Here is a 17,432-nt window from a genome sequence, read left to right on the forward strand (position 1 = left end):
ATCATGAAAAAAATCTTGCAGGTATGCGCGATCGACGGATCGGCCGGCTCGTTGCTCCGTCCGCTGATCGAAGCCTCGATGGAGGCGGGCTATACCGTGCACACCGCCTGCAGCGACACGGGCAACATGCAGACTCTGCGCGCGCAAGGCCTCGATCTCAAAGAGGTGCCCATCGCCCGCAAGATCTCGCCCAGGTCCAATCTGCTCTCGGTGTGGCACCTCTACCGCCTGATGCGCCGTGAGCGCTACGACATCGTCCACGTCCATACCCCGGTCGCCGCTCTGCTCGGCCGGGTCGCCGCCAAACTGGCGCGCGTGCCGCACGTCATCTACACGGCGCACGGGTTTTACTTCCATGAGGGCATGTCCAAACGCGCGTATTCCTTCTTTTACACGCTGGAAAAGCTGTTTGCCCGCTTCGCCACCGATTGGTTGTTGCTCCAAAGCCGCGAAGATTACGAACTCTGCCTGCGCGACGCCTTTATGAAAGACCAGGACCGCACGATCCATCTGAGCAACGGCACCGACATCTGGACCAAATTTCATCCGAATCAAGTCGCGCCGGAGACGCAAGACCGCCTGCGCGCCGAGTTTGGGATTGAAAAAGACGATCTCGTCTTCGCCTTTATCGGACGATTGGTCGCGGAAAAAGGCATCTTTGAACTCCTCGAAGCGTTCAACCGCCTGCGTCAGACGCACGCGAACGCCAAACTGCTGGTGATCGGCGAAGGCAACAAAAGCGAGCGCGACACCGAGAGCGGCCAGCGACTGGAACGCCTGTTGCAAGAAGACGGCGTGATCGCCACCGGACTTCGCAAAGACGTGCCGGAACTGCTCTCCCTGTGCGAGACGTTCGTCCTGCCGTCGTGGCGGGAAGGCTTGCCCCGCTCGATCATTGAAGCGATGGCGATGGGCAAAGCGATCATCGCCTCGAACATTCGCGGCTGCCGCGAAGAGGTATTTCCCGGGGAAAACGGCGATCTGCACGAAAAGGGCGACGCGGACGACCTCTTTGAAAAAATGATGCGTCTCGCAGACGACGCCGATCTGCGACGCCGCTACGGGCAGCGCAGCCGGGAGATCTGCGAGCAGTACTTCGACGAGCAAAAAGTGTTGCAGACGCAGTTGAACCTGTTCGATGCTCTGTGTAACGTGCGGCAAGGAGGGCAGGCCCATGTGGGTAAAACGACTGTTTGATCTCTTCGTCGCGCTCGTCCTGCTGATCCCCGGACTGCCGATGATGGCGGTGGTCGCCGTGCTGATCCGGTTAAACACCGGTGAGCAAGCGACGTTCACCCAGCAGCGCATCGGCTACCGGGGACAGGTGTTTACGATCTACAAGTTTCGGACGATGAACAACGCCCGCGATGAAAACGGCGAGTTGCTCTCCGACGACGAGCGGTTGACGCCGCTCGGCCGGGTGCTGCGCAAGCTCTCCCTCGACGAACTGCCGCAGCTCTTCAACATCTTGAAGGGCGAGATGAGCCTCGTCGGACCGCGGCCGCTCCTGATCAAATACATGCCGTTCTACACCGAGCGCGAACAGCTCCGCCACACCGTCCGTCCCGGCATCACCGGGCTGGCACAGGTCAACGGCCGCAACACGCTCGGCTGGAACCAGCGTCTGGAATACGATGCGCAGTACGTGGAGAACTGGAGCCTGTGGCTCGATATTAAAATTCTCTGGCTGACTGTGGAAAAGGTGATCAAGCGCGACGGCGTGATCGAAGCGCCCGACACGGCGGTCAACATGTATGACCTCGACATCGAACGGGGAGGGGGACTCTCGCAATGAACGGAGACATCACGATTCGCTTGATTCGCCCGGACGAAGCCGAGCGCGTGTACGACCTGATCCTTGGCGGCATGCACGAGGAAAACGTCCCGCTGACGATCTACAACAGCGGCGGATTTGCCCTTTATTTGCAAAGTCTGCTCTCCCTGCCGCAGCCGTTTCGCGAGGCGTGGTACTTCGGGGCCGAGATGGACGGCGAGTTGATCGGCATGTGCGAGTGGCGCGTGCATCACGACGCGGTCTACTGGAACAACATCTACCTCGACCCGAAGGTGCGCAGCGCCGGCCTTGGCCGCCGACTGTTCGCCACCGGGATCGAGTTGGCACGAACATTTGGCATTGAGCAACTGCTGCTCGACGTGTTCGACTCCAAATCGCGTCCGCGCGTCTGGTACGAGGAGATGGGATTTGTCGCGTACCAAGAGATGATCTGGCTGAAGGGAATCAATCCCGCAGACCCGCAAGAAGGCGGGATGACGGTGCTCAATTTCCCGCAGGCGCAGTCGAATCAGGACGCGTTCGGGTTTTCCATGCTGGAGATCCGCACCGAGCAGGGCACCTACAGCGTTGGTCGGCTCAGTGACCGCTACTACCGTCTGAACAGCGTTGCCGCCTATCGCGATGAGGCGTTGTTGGCGGGACTGAAGGCTCTCGACCCGGAGCGGCAACTGCTCGTCGTCTGCCCGGAAGAAGAGGGACTGCGACTGACCGATCTGTCTGTCGCGTGTCACAGCACGAAAATGAGAGTGGACGATCCGGAGGCGAAGGCATGGAAAGCAACTTTGTAATCTTGACAGCTGCCGACGACTGGACGCCGTATCTCGAACGATTTTCCGGCCTTGACGTCTACTACTCCCGCGAGTACGCGATGATGTTTGCAGAGATGGAGCCGGGTGTGGCGGAGGCGGCGTACTACGAGGATGAGGAGACCCGCATTTTCTACCCGTATATCAAGCGGGAGATCCCGCTGTTTGCGGGAGCCGGGTACGACATCGTCACCCCGTACGGCTACGGCGGCCCGCATCTGGAAGGCAACGACGACAGCATCGTGCCGTTTTATGAAAAGTTTCGCGCCTATTGCTTGTCGCAGCGGATCGTCACGGAGACGGTGCGGCTGCATCCGGTGCTCGGCAACGAACGCTACCTCGACCGCGTGCTCGACGTCGGCTACATCCGCAAGACGACCGGGGTCAAACTCGGCCGTCCGTATGAGGAAGTCCGCCGAGACTACTCGTCGATGACCGACCGCAACATCAAAAAGGCAGAAAAGCTCGGCCTCGAATGCGTCGTCGGCGGCCCGGAGGATCTTGATCGGTTTCTTGAACTGTACGTCGAGACGATGGACCGTAACGATGCGCTCGATCTGTATTATTTTGACCGCGAGTATTTTGTTCGGCAGATGACTCCGACGCCGCTCTGCGAGAGTCGGCTGCTGTTCGTCCTCCACGAAGGGCAGTACATCGCCGGGGTGATCCTGATGCTCGGCCAGCGGTTCGCGCACTACCACCTCGGGGCATCGAGCACGGCGCATCTGCACCTGCGTCCGAACAACTTGCTGTTCGACCGGATGGTGCGCGAGGCGTTGGCACACGGGTCCGAGGTGTTGCACTTGGGCGGCGGCTACCGCGAAGACGACGGGCTGTTTGCTTTCAAAGCGTCGTTCACCGGCGGCCATCACTACCGGTATCACATCGGCAAAAACATTTATGACCGCGAGCTGTACGAGCAGCTCACTGAACGGGCACGCGCGATCGGACCGCTGAACGAGGGATATTTCCCGCTGTACAGAGGCATCGTCACCGCCTGACGAACGAGAGGGGTATGCACATGATTCCGCTGTCTGGACCAGATTTGACCCAACGGGAAAAAGACCTCGTGCTGGAAGTGCTCGATTCGGGCATTCTCGGTCTGGGTCCGAAGATGAAGCAATTTGAAGAAGCGATGGCCGCCTACGTCGGGGCCAAATACGCGATCTCCTGCAACAGCGGGACGAGCGGCCTGCACATGATCGTCCACGCGATGGGCATCAAAGACGGCGATGAAGTGATCACCACGCCGTTCTCGTTCGTGGCGTCGAGCAACTGCATCCTGTTCGAGCGGGCCAAACCGGTCTTTGTCGACATCGACGAGAACACGTACAACATGGACATCGCGCAGATCGAAGCGGCGATCACGCCCCGCACCAAGGCGATCCTGCCGGTGCATGTGTTCGGTCAGCCTGTCAACATGGACGAGATCCGCGCTTTGGCGACCAAGCACAACCTGCGGGTGATCGAAGACTCCTGTGAAGCGATCGGCGCCAAATGGAACGGCGAGCCGGTCGGCATCCTCGGCGACGCCGGCGTGTTTGCTTTCTATCCGAACAAGCAGATGACCACCGGCGAAGGCGGCATCATCGTCACCAATGACGACGAGATCGCAGATCTCTGCTACTCGCTGCGCAACCAAGGACGCGGCGAAGACGGCCTCTGGCTGTCCCATGTGCGCCTTGGCTTCAACTATCGCATGGACGAGCTGTCGGCCGCACTCGGTGTGGCACAGTTGGAGCGCATCGACGAGATCTTGGCGGCCCGCACGCGGGTGGCCGACCTCTATCTGGAAAAATTCCGCGCGGTCGACGGCGTGATCTTGCCGGAGATCGACCCGCGCGCACAGATGAGCTGGTTTGTGTTTGTCATTCGTTTTGCGGAGGGGTTGAACCGCGACCGGATCATGCAGCGGTTGTCGGAGCGCGGCATCGGGTGCCGCCCGTATTTCACGCCGATTCATCTGCAGCCGTTCTATATCGAACAGTTCGGCTACCAGCCGGGGGATTTCCCGGTGACCGAGCGCGTCGCAAACGGCACGCTGGCGATTCCGTTCTTCAATCGCTTGACCGAAGAGCAGATCGACGAAGTGGTGCAAGCGGTGCAAGAAGAGATCGCGCGTGATCGCGCTGAGAACTAAGAAGGTGCGAGGGGAATTTTGGCAGGGGGGTATGGGGGAGTGAACGTAAAGATTCGTCAACGCATGTTGGTGCTGGCCATTCTGGACGGGGTTATCATCGCGTCGGCTGTCGTATTGGCCTATCTGTTGCGATTCGATTTTCAGATCGTCTCGCCGTATGTGGAACTTTTACCGTACATCATCTGGCTGTATATGGGCTGCACGCTGCTGACTTACCGCTTTTGGAACATGTATCGCCGCGTGTGGCAATACGCCAGTCTCCGCGAGTTGATGGCGATCCTCAAAGCGACGACGACAGCGGCCGTCGTGTTTGTCCTTCTTGATTTCATCATCGATTTGTTTGTGCCGGGGTACATCGTGCCGCGTTCCATCGCCATGATGGCATGGGCGTTCACGGTGCTCGGCGTCGGCGGTTCCCGCTTTGCATGGCGCATGTTCCGCGATTCCTACTTTGAAGCGCGGCTCAAGATCCAGCCGCATCAGCAGCGCACGCTGATCATCGGGGCGGGCTACGCAGGTGCGCTGGTGGCCAAAGAATTGCTGCGCAAACAGGAATCCGATCTGTATCCGGTGGCCTTTATCGACGATGATGCGATGAAACTGCGTCGGGAGATCATGGGCTTGCCGGTCGTCGGGGGACGCGACAAGATCCATGAAGCGGTGGAAGACCTGCACATCGGCACGATCCTCGTCGCGATGCCGTCGATGTCCAAGGCGGAAGTCGCCAAAGTGCTCGACATCTGCAAGACGACCAGAGCCAACATCCGCATCCTGCCGGCCGTCTCCGACTTTGTCACCGGCAAAGTGTCGATGGGGAAGATCCGCGAAGTGCGGGTCGAGGACTTGCTGGGACGCGACCCGGTCAACGTCGACCTGGAAGGCGTCGCCAACTATGTCAGCGACCAAGTGGTGCTGGTCACGGGCGCAGGCGGTTCGATCGGCTCGGAGCTGTGCCGTCAGATCTCGCCGTTCCGCCCGTCTCGATTGATCCTGCTCGGACATGGTGAAAATTCGATCTACGAGATCGAACTGGAACTGCGGGGGCTGTTCCCGGACGTGCCGCTGGAGACGATCATCGCCGACGTGCAAGACCGCAATCGGATGGAGGAAGTGTTCGATCACTATCGTCCGGCGGTGGTGTTCCACGCAGCGGCGCACAAACACGTGCCGCTGATGGAGCGCAACCCGGCGGAAGCGGTGCGCAACAACGTGCAAGGCACGCGCAACGTCGCCGAGTGCGCGCATCGCTATCACGCGTCGCACTTTGTGCTGATCTCTTCGGACAAAGCGGTCAACCCGACCTCGGTGATGGGGGTCACCAAGCGGGTTGCCGAGATGATCGTCCAAGGGCTCGGCCGCACGTCGAAAACCAAGTTTGTCGCCGTACGTTTTGGCAACGTGCTCGGCAGCCGGGGCAGCGTGATCCCGGTGTTCAAGCGGCAGATCGCGGCCGGCGGCCCGGTGACGATCACGCACCCGGACATGGTGCGCTACTTCATGACGATCCCGGAAGCGGTGCAACTGGTCATTCAGGCCGGTGCACTGGCGCAGGGCGGCGAGATCTTCATCCTCGACATGGGTGAGCCGGTGAAGATCATGAATCTCGCCCGCGACCTGATCCGCCTGTCCGGGTTCGACCCGGACAAAGACATCCGCATCGTCTGCACCGGCATCCGGCCGGGGGAGAAGCTGTTTGAGGAGATTCTGACCAACGAGGAAGGGATCACCGCGACGATGCACAACCGGATCTTTGTCGGGCAGCCGCTGGACTTCTCGCTGGACGAACTGCACCGCATCGTGCAACGACTCGAGATGACGGCGAATCAACCGGAGATCGCCCGCCGCGAACTGCGGATACGCGAATTGCTCCTGCAGGCGGTGCCGACGTATCAATGGGCGCCGGAGGAGAACAAAGCGTCGGCGCAGGTTGCGGCGTTGGAGATCAAAAAATCGTTGAACGAAGTGGCTGTGGCCGCGATCAAAGAGTAAAAAGAAAACCGCCTCTCGCGATGAGAGGCGGTTTTTTTCATGTGCGATTAACGCGAGAAGAAGTAGTCGACCGAGATCCAGTAGCCTGCAGAGGCTGCGTTTTTCGTGCCGGTGGACTTGATTTCCAAGATGTGGTTACCTGCCGACAAACCATCGTGCTTGAAGAGCATTTGGTTATACTGGATGCCCGAAGCATAGTAGTCGATGGAGCCGACCTTAACGCCGTCGATGTAGACGTCCGCGATGCCGCAGTTTGTGTTTTTGTAGCCGCCGACGATGACGCCGGTGCCGGTAAACGTGTACGTTGCGGTCATGCTGTTGTTCGTCGCGGTCCCGTGATGTGCGGTACCGCCGGAGTGAGACCCCGAAGCGGTGTGCGTGATCCAAGCACCGGAGTAGGTGACAGCAGTGGCGTCGTTGTTTTCGACGTATTTCGGGGTCCCTTCCGGGAAGGCGACCAAAGAATTGATCCGGTTGAGCTGCTCCTGCATCTTGTTGGAGTTGTTGCTCAGAGTGGAGACCGTACCGTTCAGTTGATTGTACAAGTTGGTCAGGGTCGTCACATTGCCTTGCAGCGTGCCGATGTTGGTGGTGTTCGTGTTCACTTGGTTCAGCAGGGTGGTGTACGAATTGTTCAGACCCGTGTACGACGTGAACAAGTCACCGATGTCGATCGTGTGCTGCCCGACCTGCGTTTGCAGGCCCGAGATCGCCGTCGAATTGTCGGTGATCTGCGTGCCTTGGTTGGTGACGGTGGTCTGCAGATTGCCGATCTGCGTGCCTTGGTTCGAAACGGTCGTCTGCAAGGACCCGATGGCGGACGCATTGTTGTTGATCGCCGTCGTGTTGTTGGTCACCGAGGTTTGCAGATTGCCGATCTGCGTGCCTTGGTTGGTGACGGTGGTCTGCAAGGAGCCGATGGCGGACGTGTTGTTGGTCACCGAGGTTTGCAGGTTGCCGATCTGCGTGCCTTGGTTGGTGACGGTGGTCTGCAAGGAGCCGATGGCGGACGTGTTGTTGGTCACCGAGGTCTGCAGGTTGCCGATCTGCGTGCCTTGGTTGGTGACGGTCGTCTGCAGGTTGCCCAGTTGCGTGCCTTGGTTGCCGACGGTCGTTTGCAGCGAGCCGAGCGTCGAGGTGTTCGTGTTCACCTGACCGAGCAGGCTCGTGTACGAGTTGTTCAGGCCGGTGTAGGACGTTTGCAGGTTGCCGATCTGGGTATCATGATCGGCAGTCTTGGTGTTCAGGTTGCTGATGTCCGACGTGTTGGTGTTCACTTGGGTCAGCAGGTTGGTGTACGAGTTGTTCAGGTTCGTGTACGAGGTCTGCAGACTGCCGATGTTCGTGGTGTTTTGGTTCACCTGCGTCTTCAGCGCTTCCAGTTCTGCGTTGCTCGAACCTGCGGACGTTTCCAGCGTATCGACCTTGGTTTCCAGCGAGCCCACCTTGGTGGTCAGCGAGCCGATCGCCGAGGTGTTGCTGTTGACCGAGGTTTGCAGGTTGCCGATCTGCGTGCCTTGGTTGGTCACCGTCGTCTCCAGGTTGCCGACCTTGGAGTCGAGGTTGTTCAACTGGGTGCCTTGGTTGGATACGGTGGTTTCCAAAGAACCGATCTTGGTGCCTTGCTCCGAGACGGTGGTCTCGAGCGTGCCGACTTTGGAGGTCAGGGTGCCGATCTGCGCGTCGTAGTTGGTGATCGACGTTTCCATCGAACCGACTTTGGAGTCGATGGCATCGATCTTGGAATCCTGCGCGTTGACTTTGGTCTCTACATTGGAGACTTTCGTGTCAATCGTGTCGAGCGTCGACTGCTGCGCGTCCACTTTTGAGAGCAGGTTGCCAAGCGTCGTGTTCTGATCGGCCAGGCCCGATTCCAGGGAGCCGATCTTGGTTTCTTGGTCGGTCAGCTTGGTACGCAGGTCGGTGATGACGGTCGAGTTGTCCGGCAGCGTCTCGACTTGCGTTTTCAGCGTCCCGAGCGACGCTTGTTGCTCAGCCAGTTGCTTTTGCAGCTTGCGCACAGCAGAGGACGAGCCGCTGCTCGTCGATCTCGACAGCGCTTGCTTGATCTGGTTGGAGTGCAGGGCTGCGACTTGTTGCAGATCGGCCAACTCGCGTTCGTAGTTGATGTTCACCGCGAGCAGTGCCTTCAAGTTTTCTTCGTACTGCTGCATGCCGGATTGGAGACCGGCAAGGCTTTGTTGGTACATCGTATTCTGGAGTTGCAACGATTTCACGTCCGTCTGGTTCGCGGAGGCCAGGGCATTCAGTTCGAACAATTTCGAATCTTGAACCCCCAGTTGGGTCTGGAATTCAAATAGATTTTTTTGGTGAACAGCAGACAGGAATTGAAGACCGTCAACACTCTTTTGGTACGTTTCGGTTTGAGACTGCAGGCCGGACACGGTCTGCATGTATGCGCTGGTCTGCGAGAACAGCTTATCAATTCCTTGGGATTGAGCGGTGGTTTGCGCTAACAGTTTTTCAATCTGAGTTTGCTGCGATGTAGACTGCGTCTCTTGTTGGGTCAGTTTGTTGCGAAGCGATTGAATTTCTTGCTGTTGTGCAGTTACGGTCGCATTCAGCGTGCTGAACTTTTTCTCCAGCGAGTTGAAGTTTTCGGCGGTGCCGAGCATCGTGCTCGCTTTCGTCTCCTGGGTGTTTTGCATAAAGGCCGGTGCCGATTTGAAGACATCGGTCCCTCCCACTGAGTAAGTCAACGCGACGGATGAGACAGCTAAGGGCGCGATGAGCAAGAAAGTATTGAGCGCTTTCATCTACATGTACTCCTTCCCCCCAAGACCCACATATAGTTTCCCCCAAGTCTATTATTAGGGTGGAAGATTAAAGCGTCAATAGATTTCGGTCAACTTCCTAAAAAAGTTTATGATTCTAAGAGTGAAAAAATTTTCTAAAAAACTAAAGACCGCTTTCTATTGGAAAGAAAGCGGTCTTTTGGCAGATATTTAGTAGTAGATTTAGGCAGCAGACGGGACGTCGGAAGCAGGAGAACTGCTGTCCGACGACGGAGCCGTGCTGCCAGTCGGCTCTGTGTCGTCCCTCGGAGGAGTGATGGTATCACCTGGCTCGGTGGTGGTGTCACCCGGTTGGGATGTGTTGTTGCCCGGTTGGGATGTGTTGTCACCCGGTTGGGATGTGTTGTCGCCCGGTTGGGTGGTGTTGTCGCCCGGTTGGGATGTGTTGTCGCCCGGTTGGGATGTGTTGTCGCCCGGTTGGGTGGTGTTGTCGCCCGGTTGGGATGTGTTGTCGCCCGGTTGAGTGTTGTCGCCCGGTTGAGTGTTGTCGCCCGGTTGAGTGTTGTCGCCCGGTTGAGTGTTGCCGCCCGGTTGGGTGGTGCCGTCGCCCGGTTGGGTGGTGTTGTCGTCCGGTTGGGTGGTGTTGTCGCCCGGTTGGGTGTTGTCGCCCGGTTGGGTGTTGTCGCCCGGGATCGGGGTGACGACCGGCGGTGCTTCGGCCGGCAACGGTTTCGTGACGTAGCCGCCCGGGACTTTCACAAACGTTTGCCCGTCGAGCGGGATGACGAAGGTGTCCACGTTGATGTTCGATGCTTTTGCCAGCGGGTTCATCTGGCCGGTCCACACGATCTTGATGGTGTGCGGGCCATCGGTAAGGCCGGTCTTTATGAACAGCAGTTGCGAGAACGTTTCAGTCGGTGCGTAGTAGTCGATCGTGCCTGCGTCTTCACCGTCGATGTAGACGCGGGCGATGCCGTAGTAAGGCGATTTGTAGCCGGTCACGGCGATGCCTGTGCCGTGGAAGGCGAAGGTCATCGAGGTGCCCGGAATGTTGGTGTAGCGAGCGGAGCCGCCGGACAGCGCATACTTGTTGTACGTGCCCCAGTACCCGTTGTAGATCGCCATCGGGTCATTGTCCTCATACGTGGCCACATTGCCGGAGATCGGCGGTGGCGGCGGAGTCGTATCGGACACGTCGGTGTTGGTCTTGAGAGCGAGCTGTCGGATCTGGTATTGAGCGGTGCTCATCTGGTTGTTGAGGTCGATCAGGTTTTGCGTGTTCGATTTGGACTGGTTGCTCAGGTTGCCGATCTGCGTCTGCAGAGCGGTGATGTCGATGTTCTGGCGAAGCAGTTTGTCCACAGACGACTGCAGGCTGGAAGTCGAAGTTTGCAGGATGCCGATGTCTTGCTTTTGACCGGTGACGGCGGTCTTGAGAGACGAGACATCGGTGGTCAGCGTGTCGATCTTCTGTTGCTGGTCGACCAGAGTGTCCACCGACACTTGCAGCGCGGCCGTCTTGGATTCCAGAGCGCCGATGCGTTGTACATCGCCGTTCACTTGCGTCTTCAAGGAGTTCAGCAGGCTGGCTTGGTCATTTTGCGTCGACTCAAGGCCGCTGAGCACCGATTGTTGAGCGGACAACTGCGCCGTCGTGCTGGCCAGAGACGCGGTCATGTCATCGATCTTGCCGTCATAGGTGCCGACAGTCGTGCTCAGGTCGGCCACCGACTGTTCGAGCAGCGGGATCTTCGCTTCAAAGCTTCCGAACAGCGTCATCGCGCTGCCCACTTGCGATTCGAGATCGGACTGCCGGGCTTGCAGCGCGGCCCTCTGCTGCTTCTCTTCCTGCACGTCGGTGCGGATGCCGATGATGTCGGCCATCGACGTGGTGAGATCCTGAGTGAGCACCGTGATCAGGTTGTACTGATCAGCGTTCTGCTGCTTTTGGTTTTGCACGTCGGTGTTGAGCGCGTTCATCTGTTCATCCTGTGCGATGTGTTGATCTCGCAGTGCCGCGACCTGAGACTCCAAGGCGGCGACGGTGCCCGTTTGAGCGGTGACATCCGATTTCAGGGCGGTCACCGTGTCGGTCAGCGCCACAGTCTGCGTTTTGATCTCATCTACTTGTTCAACGCCCGTCTTCAGGTCGCTGATCGTTTGCTCTTGCGAAGCCGTCTTGGCTTCCAAGCTCTTGATCGTCTCCTGCTGGGCGGTGGTTTCCGTTTGCAAATCTTCAATGATCTCCGCTTGTTGGAAATTCTCTTCCTTCAAAGCGTTGATCGTTTCCGCTTGTGCGCCGGTCTGCGTCTGCAGCGACTGGATCGTCTGCTCCTGCGCAGCCGACTTTTGCTCCAAGCTCTCGACCTTCGTCTGCTGGGTCGTCGATTGCGTCTGCAACGACTCGATCAGCTTTTTCTGCTCGGCCGACTGGGCCTGCAGCTCTTCTACCGCCTGTTTCAACGGTTCGTGACTCCCGGTGATCGCGTCTCTCAACTGCACGATCTGCTGTTGAATCGCTGCGATCTGTCCGGGAATGCCATTGTTGTTGGAAGACGCGGCTTCCCCGTTTGTGAAGACGAGCAAGGAGGAGACCACAGCGATCCCTAGAGCCCCCAAGCTCCACTTTTTAATCTTCACTGTTCTACACCCCCACATATAAATCCCCATTTTTTGCCTACCCTGCTATCTATTTTGTCAACTCTGGTTGCAATCGTCAATAGCATAAGTTTACAAAATGTAGGACTTAAGGATTATAGGGGTATATTTATATAGGCATTAGTCATGTTCCTTCATTTTTCAAACCCAAAAATTCCGACAAAATCTCTGTTTTTTTGCATACAGCATTCAGCCCTGCGGCATGATATAGTAAATCCGACAGCACACAGAGGGAAATATCCCCAACACGCATACAGAGAAAAAGGAGAGAAACCACATGCCTCAACTGAAGCTCCATACACAAGCAGCAGCCAAGTGGCTGACCGACGCCCCGGCTGCTCTGGCGGGCGACGTGCAGACCGCCCATCGGACGGTCCACGAAAAATCGGGTCCTGGCCATGAATTCCTCGGCTGGCTCGAACCGCTCGCTCCGGACAGCGACATCGCCCTGCGCGTCCAAGCTGCAGCCGAACGCATCCGCTCCAACTCGGACGTTCTGCTCGTGATCGGGATCGGCGGTTCGTACGCGGGTGCGCACGCAGGCATTGAGATGCTCACCCACGCCTTCCGCAATCAACTCGGTGAAGCGGAACGTCGCGGCCCGGAAGTGTATTACATCGGGCACAATCTCAGCGCGGCGTATTATCATCAACTGTTCCAATTGATCGCCGACAAAGAGGTGTCTGTAAACGTGATCTCCAAGTCCGGCACGACGACAGAACCGGCCGTTGCGTTCCGTCTGGTGCGGGAGTTTATGATTCGCAAGTACGGTGCGGAGGAGGCAGGCCGCCGGATCTACGCGACGACCGATGCGAACAAAGGCGCGTTGCGGACGTTGGCAGATACGGAAGGGTACACGACGTTTGTGATCCCGGACGACATCGGCGGACGCTATTCGGTGTTGACGCCGGTCGGGCTGTTGCCGATGGCGGTGGCAGGTCTTGATATCGCGGAGATGCTCGAAGGGGCGAAGGAAGCGAGCGACCTGTACAGCAATCCAAAGCTGGAGGAAAACACGTGCTACCAATATGCGGCGTACCGGAACGCGCTGTATCGTCAAGGCAAGAAGGTCGAGCTGCTGGTGTCGTATGAGCCGCGCTTTGCGACGTTTGCGGAGTGGTGGAAGCAGCTGTTTGGTGAGAGCGAAGGGAAAGAGGGCAAGGGGATTTATCCGGCGTCGGTGCAGTTTACGACCGATCTGCATTCGATGGGGCAGTACATTCAAGAAGGTGAGCGGCATTTGTTTGAGACGGTGCTGTTTGTGGAAGATTCCGGTTATGAATTGAACATTCCGTCGCTGGAGCAAGATCTGGACGGGTTGAATTATATTGCGGGCAAGTCGATCGATTATGTGAACAAACAAGCGATGCTCGGGACGTTGGAAGCGCATCAGGATGGCGGGGTGCCGAACTTTGTTTTGGAGATCCCGGAGTTGAATGAGAAGATGGTCGGGCATTTGTTCTACTTCTTTGAGAAGGCGTGTGCGATCAGCGGGTATCTGTTGGAAGTGAATCCGTTTGATCAGCCAGGGGTGGAGGCTTATAAGCGGAATATGTTTAGGTTGTTGGGGAAAGAAGGGTACTAAAGCAGGGAAAGTATGCAAAGGTATTGTGCTTCTGGCGGCCGGGCCAGGGGTGCGATACCTTTTCTTGTTCGCGAAGTCGCTGGCGCTCCTATCTCACGCGAAAAGGTATCGCCCCCCCCCCTGACCCTGTCTGAGTGGCGGACGCTATTTCAGTGGGGGTTGTAGCACTTTGATGGTGGGGTAGGCGACGGGCTTTGTTTGAGTGGGGTTGTAGCACTTTGATGGTGGGGTAGGCGGCGGGCTTTGTTTTAGTAGGGTTGTAGCACTTTACTAGTGGAATGAGGGGCTGTTCCTTTTTGGTGGGGGTAGGCGTATACTGGGGGTAATGAGAGGGAATTTGGGGTGGATTTATGAATCGGCTGCTGGATTGTCGGTTCGTCGCAGTGCTCCAAGCTGCCGACGACGAAGAGGTACAGGTACGTCTCTTCCACGAAGTGGAACGAGAGGGTCTGCCGCTCTTTAAGGAGCGCATTCGCAAAAAGATGACGATGCCCCGCGTGTATTTCGATCACCTGATTCTTGCGGGTGTTTTTGAAGTGGAGGGCCCTGCCTATGTGCCTGTCCCCCGTTCCTGCGCCGTCGGTTTCGATATCCATGCCCTCGGTCGCAAGGTCCACTTTGATATGTGTTTTCATGGGACGGTCGATCGGCTGTGGCAGGAAGCACGATTTAAATTGAAAGATCTCGTGCTCGACCCGGATGTGTTTGAGTCGTACACCTACCGCCTGCAAGCCATTTCCCGCTATCATTATCTCGGTCGCGAGGACAATGTCTACCGGGCGATGGCGGTGGATGAAAATCATGAGATCGAGTTCAAGCTCGATTTTTTGCAAGCGAAGGAAAAGATCCTGAAGTCGGTGGTGGCGTTCGCCAACACGAACAACGGAAATCTGTATCTCGGCATCTCCAACGACAAAGAGATCGTCGGGATCAATCATGAGATCGCCCGCTACGGCAATGAAGACCGCTATCTGCTCGCGATCTCCTCGTTGCTTCATCAACGGGTCTATCCGTTGCTCTCCCCGTTCCCGGAAATGCGCGTGATCACGGCGGCGAACGGGCGCAAAGTGCTGCATATCTACGTGCCGGTCGGGCACACGATGTTTGCGGTGCTGGAGTCGTTTGGCAGCGGTCAAACGCGGCGTCGTGTCGCGGTGAAACAAAATAATCAATCGGTGTGGGTCGATGATCCGTACGATCTGGCCGAACTGTACATCAAACGCCGCATCGGCACCAGCACCGCGGCGACTCTCGGGCTTCTATAGGAGAAAGCAGAAAAACCCGACTCCGGCTATTTTGCGGAGCGGGTTTCTTTGTGCGGTACAAAACGCTTCGAGGCACGGTTGGAGCGACCCGGTGCGGTAAACCAGTGATAGAGCCGGATCGCCAAGCAGGCGGCGACGATGTCGATGAGCACGTCGGAGATGCGAGCGTAGCGGCCGGGTGTGACCGCTTGGTGCAGTTCGTCAATGAGGGCATAGGAGATGCAGATCCAGAATGCCTTTTTGACGGTGCGGGCATAGCGGTAGGCCAGCCAGCCGAGGATGAAGTAGAAGATCAGGTGGGCCAGTTTGTGCAAAAAGGTGTCGAGTTGCAAGAGTGTGCTCGGAGCGGGAATGGTAAAGAAGGGATTGTTAAATGATAAGACCAACTTCCAGTCGATGTCGGAGATGAAGAGGTTGTGCTCGTTTTCGAGCCAGTACTGCCAGTACAAGATCTTCATGTCCGGGATGGCGGAGAGGGAAAAGATGACGATCATCCAAAAAACCAGTAAACGCACGGACATTCCTCCTCGTACAGGGATTCTATTATTCTAGCAGAATGGAACGGATGGTGGATATGAATCGTTGGATGGCGGTGTTGTTTGTGTTGATCGGCGGGGCCAGTTACGGTCTGATCTCGCCGATTGTGAAGATGGCGTATGAGGCCGGATTTACGCCAAGTGATGTGACGAGCAGCCAGTATGTGATGGCGACGGTGGTGCTGTGGCTGTTCGCGTTGACTCGGCTGTCCCATTTTCGAAGATTGACGCTTCGAAGTCTCGGGCTGCTGATCGGACTTGGATTGCTGTCGACGGGGACGAGCGTGTTTTATTATGTGTCACTTTCTGATCTGCCGGCGTCGCTTGGCATCGTTTTATTGTTCCAGTTTGCTTGGGTGGTGATGCTGATCGATTATCTCGTGACGCGCACGAAACCCACTCCAGCGAAATGGACCGCGTTGGCGCTGGTGCTGATCGGGACGGTATGCGCGGTGGATCTGTTTGCCGCCGATTGGAGCGAGGTGTCGGCGACCGGGTTGATTCTCGGGTTTTTGTCGTCGATTACGTATTCCTTGTTCTTGTACTTTTACAGTTATGTAAAGACCGACGTGTCGCCGTGGGTGAACGCGTCGGTGATCGGGACGGCGTCTACGGTGGCGGTGTTCTTTGTCTTCCCGCCGACGTTTCTGTGGAACGGGGCGCTCGGTGAAGGGCTGTGGATCTGGGCACTGATCATCGGGGCGCTCGGACAGGTGATCCCGCAGGTGTTCTTTAATATCGGGATCCCCAAAGTGGGCGGCGCGTTGGCCGGTGTGCTCGGCTCGATCGAGCTGCCGGTGGCGGTCGTGGCAGCCGCGCTGATTTTGGGTGAAGCGGTGTTTCCGGTGCAGTGGGCGGGGATCTTGTTGATCCTGCTCGGGATCGCAGTGTCGGAGATCAAACTGCGATCGCGACGCCGGGAAGCGGAAGCGAGATAGGGACAGCAGAACCCCGTGCGGCTTTAGGTCGGCGGGGTTCTTTTTGTGCTATTTGATTTCAAATTCGATTTGGTCCTGCACGTTGTAGGCTTGGTGGTTGTTGGTGTGCAGGGAGGCCTCCAACGTGTGCTTGCCTTTGGCGAGACCTGTGAGTTCGTGCGTGTGTTCTTTAACGCCGATGCGGCTTGGAGAACCGTCGACGAACAGGTGGATATGCCCTTCGCCGGGGATGTGCGCGCCGCTGTAGTGCTCGGGCGACAGTTTGAAGGAAGTCGTTTCAAAGCGTACGGTGGCGGTGGTGCCTGCCACGTCGACGTCCATCTTCAGCGTCGGTTTTGCTGAAAGATCGACGCTGGCCGGCGTCTCCGCTTGGGAGGGAGCGGCCGGTTGCTCGGTCGGGGTGATCTGTTGCTCTTCGCATCCGGTGAGCAGACCGGCTGCGAGGGCGGCTGTGCTGAGAATCAGGGTGTGCCGTTTCATTCTTGTTGTTTTCACTCCTTTTGAGTCGGATGTTTGCTAGTTTTGACAAAAAAGGAGCTTGTCAGACTGTTTGAGAGAAAGTCTTTTTCGAATGATGGGAATTTGTGAAAGGGTGAGACGGGGAAGGAGTGTATAAGGGAGAGATCGAGGGAAAGGGGGTGGCTGTGTGGGATGGGCGAGAGGAGCGGCGGTATTTTGTTTTGATTTGTTTGAGGGGCGTGGTTGAGGGCGGGAGGCGGGCGTGGTAAGATTACTTCTGTCGCCGCGAGAGAAGATTGAAACTGGCGGGTTGACAATGAACTTTTGATGTGATAGTCTAAACAACGTTGCCTCGGGCAATGATGGAAATGCAAGCAATGATTGATCCTTGAAAACTAAACGAGTGTTACGAGATCGATTTTCGAGCCAGCGATTCAGTTCGCTATGAACCAAACTTTTATTGAGAGTTTGATCCTGGCTCAGGACGAACGCTGGCGGCGTGCCT

Annotated in this window: 14 protein-coding genes; 9 read left to right on the forward strand and 5 right to left on the reverse strand. The window is 57.2% G+C overall.

Annotated features, from left to right (window positions below):
* The first annotated feature begins 3 nt into the window (after positions 1–3).
* The 6 genes from OS242_RS19335 (at position 4) to OS242_RS19360 (ending at position 6,730) form a co-directional block, all read left to right on the forward strand.
* A complete protein-coding gene (locus OS242_RS19335; RefSeq protein ID WP_267153343.1) occupies positions 4–1,197 on the forward strand; it encodes a glycosyltransferase family 4 protein in 1,194 nt (397 codons plus the stop codon).
* Complete coding sequence (locus OS242_RS19340) at positions 1,175–1,795, forward strand: sugar transferase (RefSeq protein WP_267153344.1); 621 nt, start codon at positions 1,175–1,177, stop codon at positions 1,793–1,795. Before OS242_RS19335 ends, OS242_RS19340 begins: the two co-directional genes overlap by 23 nt.
* Positions 1,792–2,583, forward strand: a complete 792-nt coding sequence (locus OS242_RS19345) for a GNAT family N-acetyltransferase (RefSeq protein WP_267153345.1) — start codon at positions 1,792–1,794, stop codon at positions 2,581–2,583. The genes OS242_RS19340 and OS242_RS19345 overlap by 4 nt, the downstream gene beginning before the upstream one ends.
* The gene (locus OS242_RS19350) at positions 2,565–3,602 is read left to right on the forward strand and encodes a lipid II:glycine glycyltransferase FemX (protein ID WP_267153346.1); all 1,038 of its coding nucleotides are present in this window, start codon (positions 2,565–2,567) and stop codon (positions 3,600–3,602) included. The genes OS242_RS19345 and OS242_RS19350 overlap by 19 nt, the downstream gene beginning before the upstream one ends.
* A 20-nt stretch (positions 3,603–3,622) precedes the next feature.
* Entirely contained in the window at positions 3,623–4,741 is a 1,119-nt protein-coding gene (locus OS242_RS19355; RefSeq protein WP_267153347.1) for a DegT/DnrJ/EryC1/StrS family aminotransferase, read from the forward strand.
* A 63-nt stretch (positions 4,742–4,804) separates the two neighbouring features.
* Positions 4,805–6,730 carry a polysaccharide biosynthesis protein gene (locus tag OS242_RS19360; RefSeq protein WP_407702136.1) on the forward strand — a complete coding sequence of 642 codons (1,926 nt, stop codon included), beginning with the start codon at positions 4,805–4,807 and terminating at the stop codon, positions 6,728–6,730.
* A 47-nt stretch (positions 6,731–6,777) separates the two neighbouring features.
* On the opposite strand, the gene OS242_RS19365 is transcribed toward OS242_RS19360, so the two are convergent.
* Positions 6,778–9,507, reverse strand: a complete 2,730-nt coding sequence (locus tag OS242_RS19365; RefSeq protein ID WP_267153349.1) for a hypothetical protein — start codon at positions 9,505–9,507, stop codon at positions 6,778–6,780.
* Positions 9,508–9,708: 201 nt separating this feature from the next.
* Positions 9,709–12,126 (reverse strand): hypothetical protein, encoded by a 2,418-nt coding sequence (locus tag OS242_RS19370; protein WP_267153350.1) that lies wholly within the window; start codon positions 12,124–12,126, stop codon positions 9,709–9,711.
* Between the two features lie 295 nt (positions 12,127–12,421).
* Between OS242_RS19370 and OS242_RS19375 the strand changes: the two genes are divergently transcribed.
* Together OS242_RS19375 and OS242_RS19380 are read left to right on the forward strand one after the other, a co-directional pair.
* Positions 12,422–13,729, forward strand: a complete 1,308-nt coding sequence (locus OS242_RS19375; protein ID WP_407702135.1) for a glucose-6-phosphate isomerase — start codon at positions 12,422–12,424, stop codon at positions 13,727–13,729.
* A 350-nt stretch (positions 13,730–14,079) separates the two neighbouring features.
* Positions 14,080–14,994, forward strand: coding sequence for an AlbA family DNA-binding domain-containing protein (locus OS242_RS19380; protein ID WP_267153351.1), 915 nt, complete (start codon positions 14,080–14,082; stop codon positions 14,992–14,994).
* Between the two features lie 26 nt (positions 14,995–15,020).
* Here the strand turns inward: OS242_RS19380 and OS242_RS19385 are convergent, their stop codons facing one another.
* On the reverse strand, positions 15,021–15,509 hold the full coding sequence (locus OS242_RS19385) for a VanZ family protein (protein ID WP_267153352.1): 489 nt from the start codon (positions 15,507–15,509) through the stop codon (positions 15,021–15,023).
* A 59-nt stretch (positions 15,510–15,568) separates the two neighbouring features.
* On the opposite strand from OS242_RS19385, the gene OS242_RS19390 reads away from it, so the two are divergent.
* Complete coding sequence (locus OS242_RS19390; RefSeq protein WP_267153353.1) at positions 15,569–16,468, forward strand: EamA family transporter; 900 nt, start codon at positions 15,569–15,571, stop codon at positions 16,466–16,468.
* Between the two features lie 48 nt (positions 16,469–16,516).
* On the opposite strand, the gene OS242_RS19395 is transcribed toward OS242_RS19390, so the two are convergent.
* Positions 16,517–16,948: a hypothetical protein gene (locus OS242_RS19395; RefSeq protein ID WP_267153354.1), complete on the reverse strand. Its 432-nt coding sequence runs from the start codon at positions 16,946–16,948 to the stop codon at positions 16,517–16,519.
* Positions 16,949–16,984: 36 nt separating this feature from the next.
* Positions 16,985–17,432 (reverse strand): hypothetical protein (locus OS242_RS19400; RefSeq protein WP_267153355.1); only part of this gene is annotated, 448 nt, incomplete at its 5' end.

Source organism: Tumebacillus lacus, assembly GCF_026410385.1.
In the GTDB taxonomy this organism is placed as follows: Bacteria; Bacillota; Bacilli; order Tumebacillales; family Tumebacillaceae; genus Tumebacillus; species Tumebacillus lacus.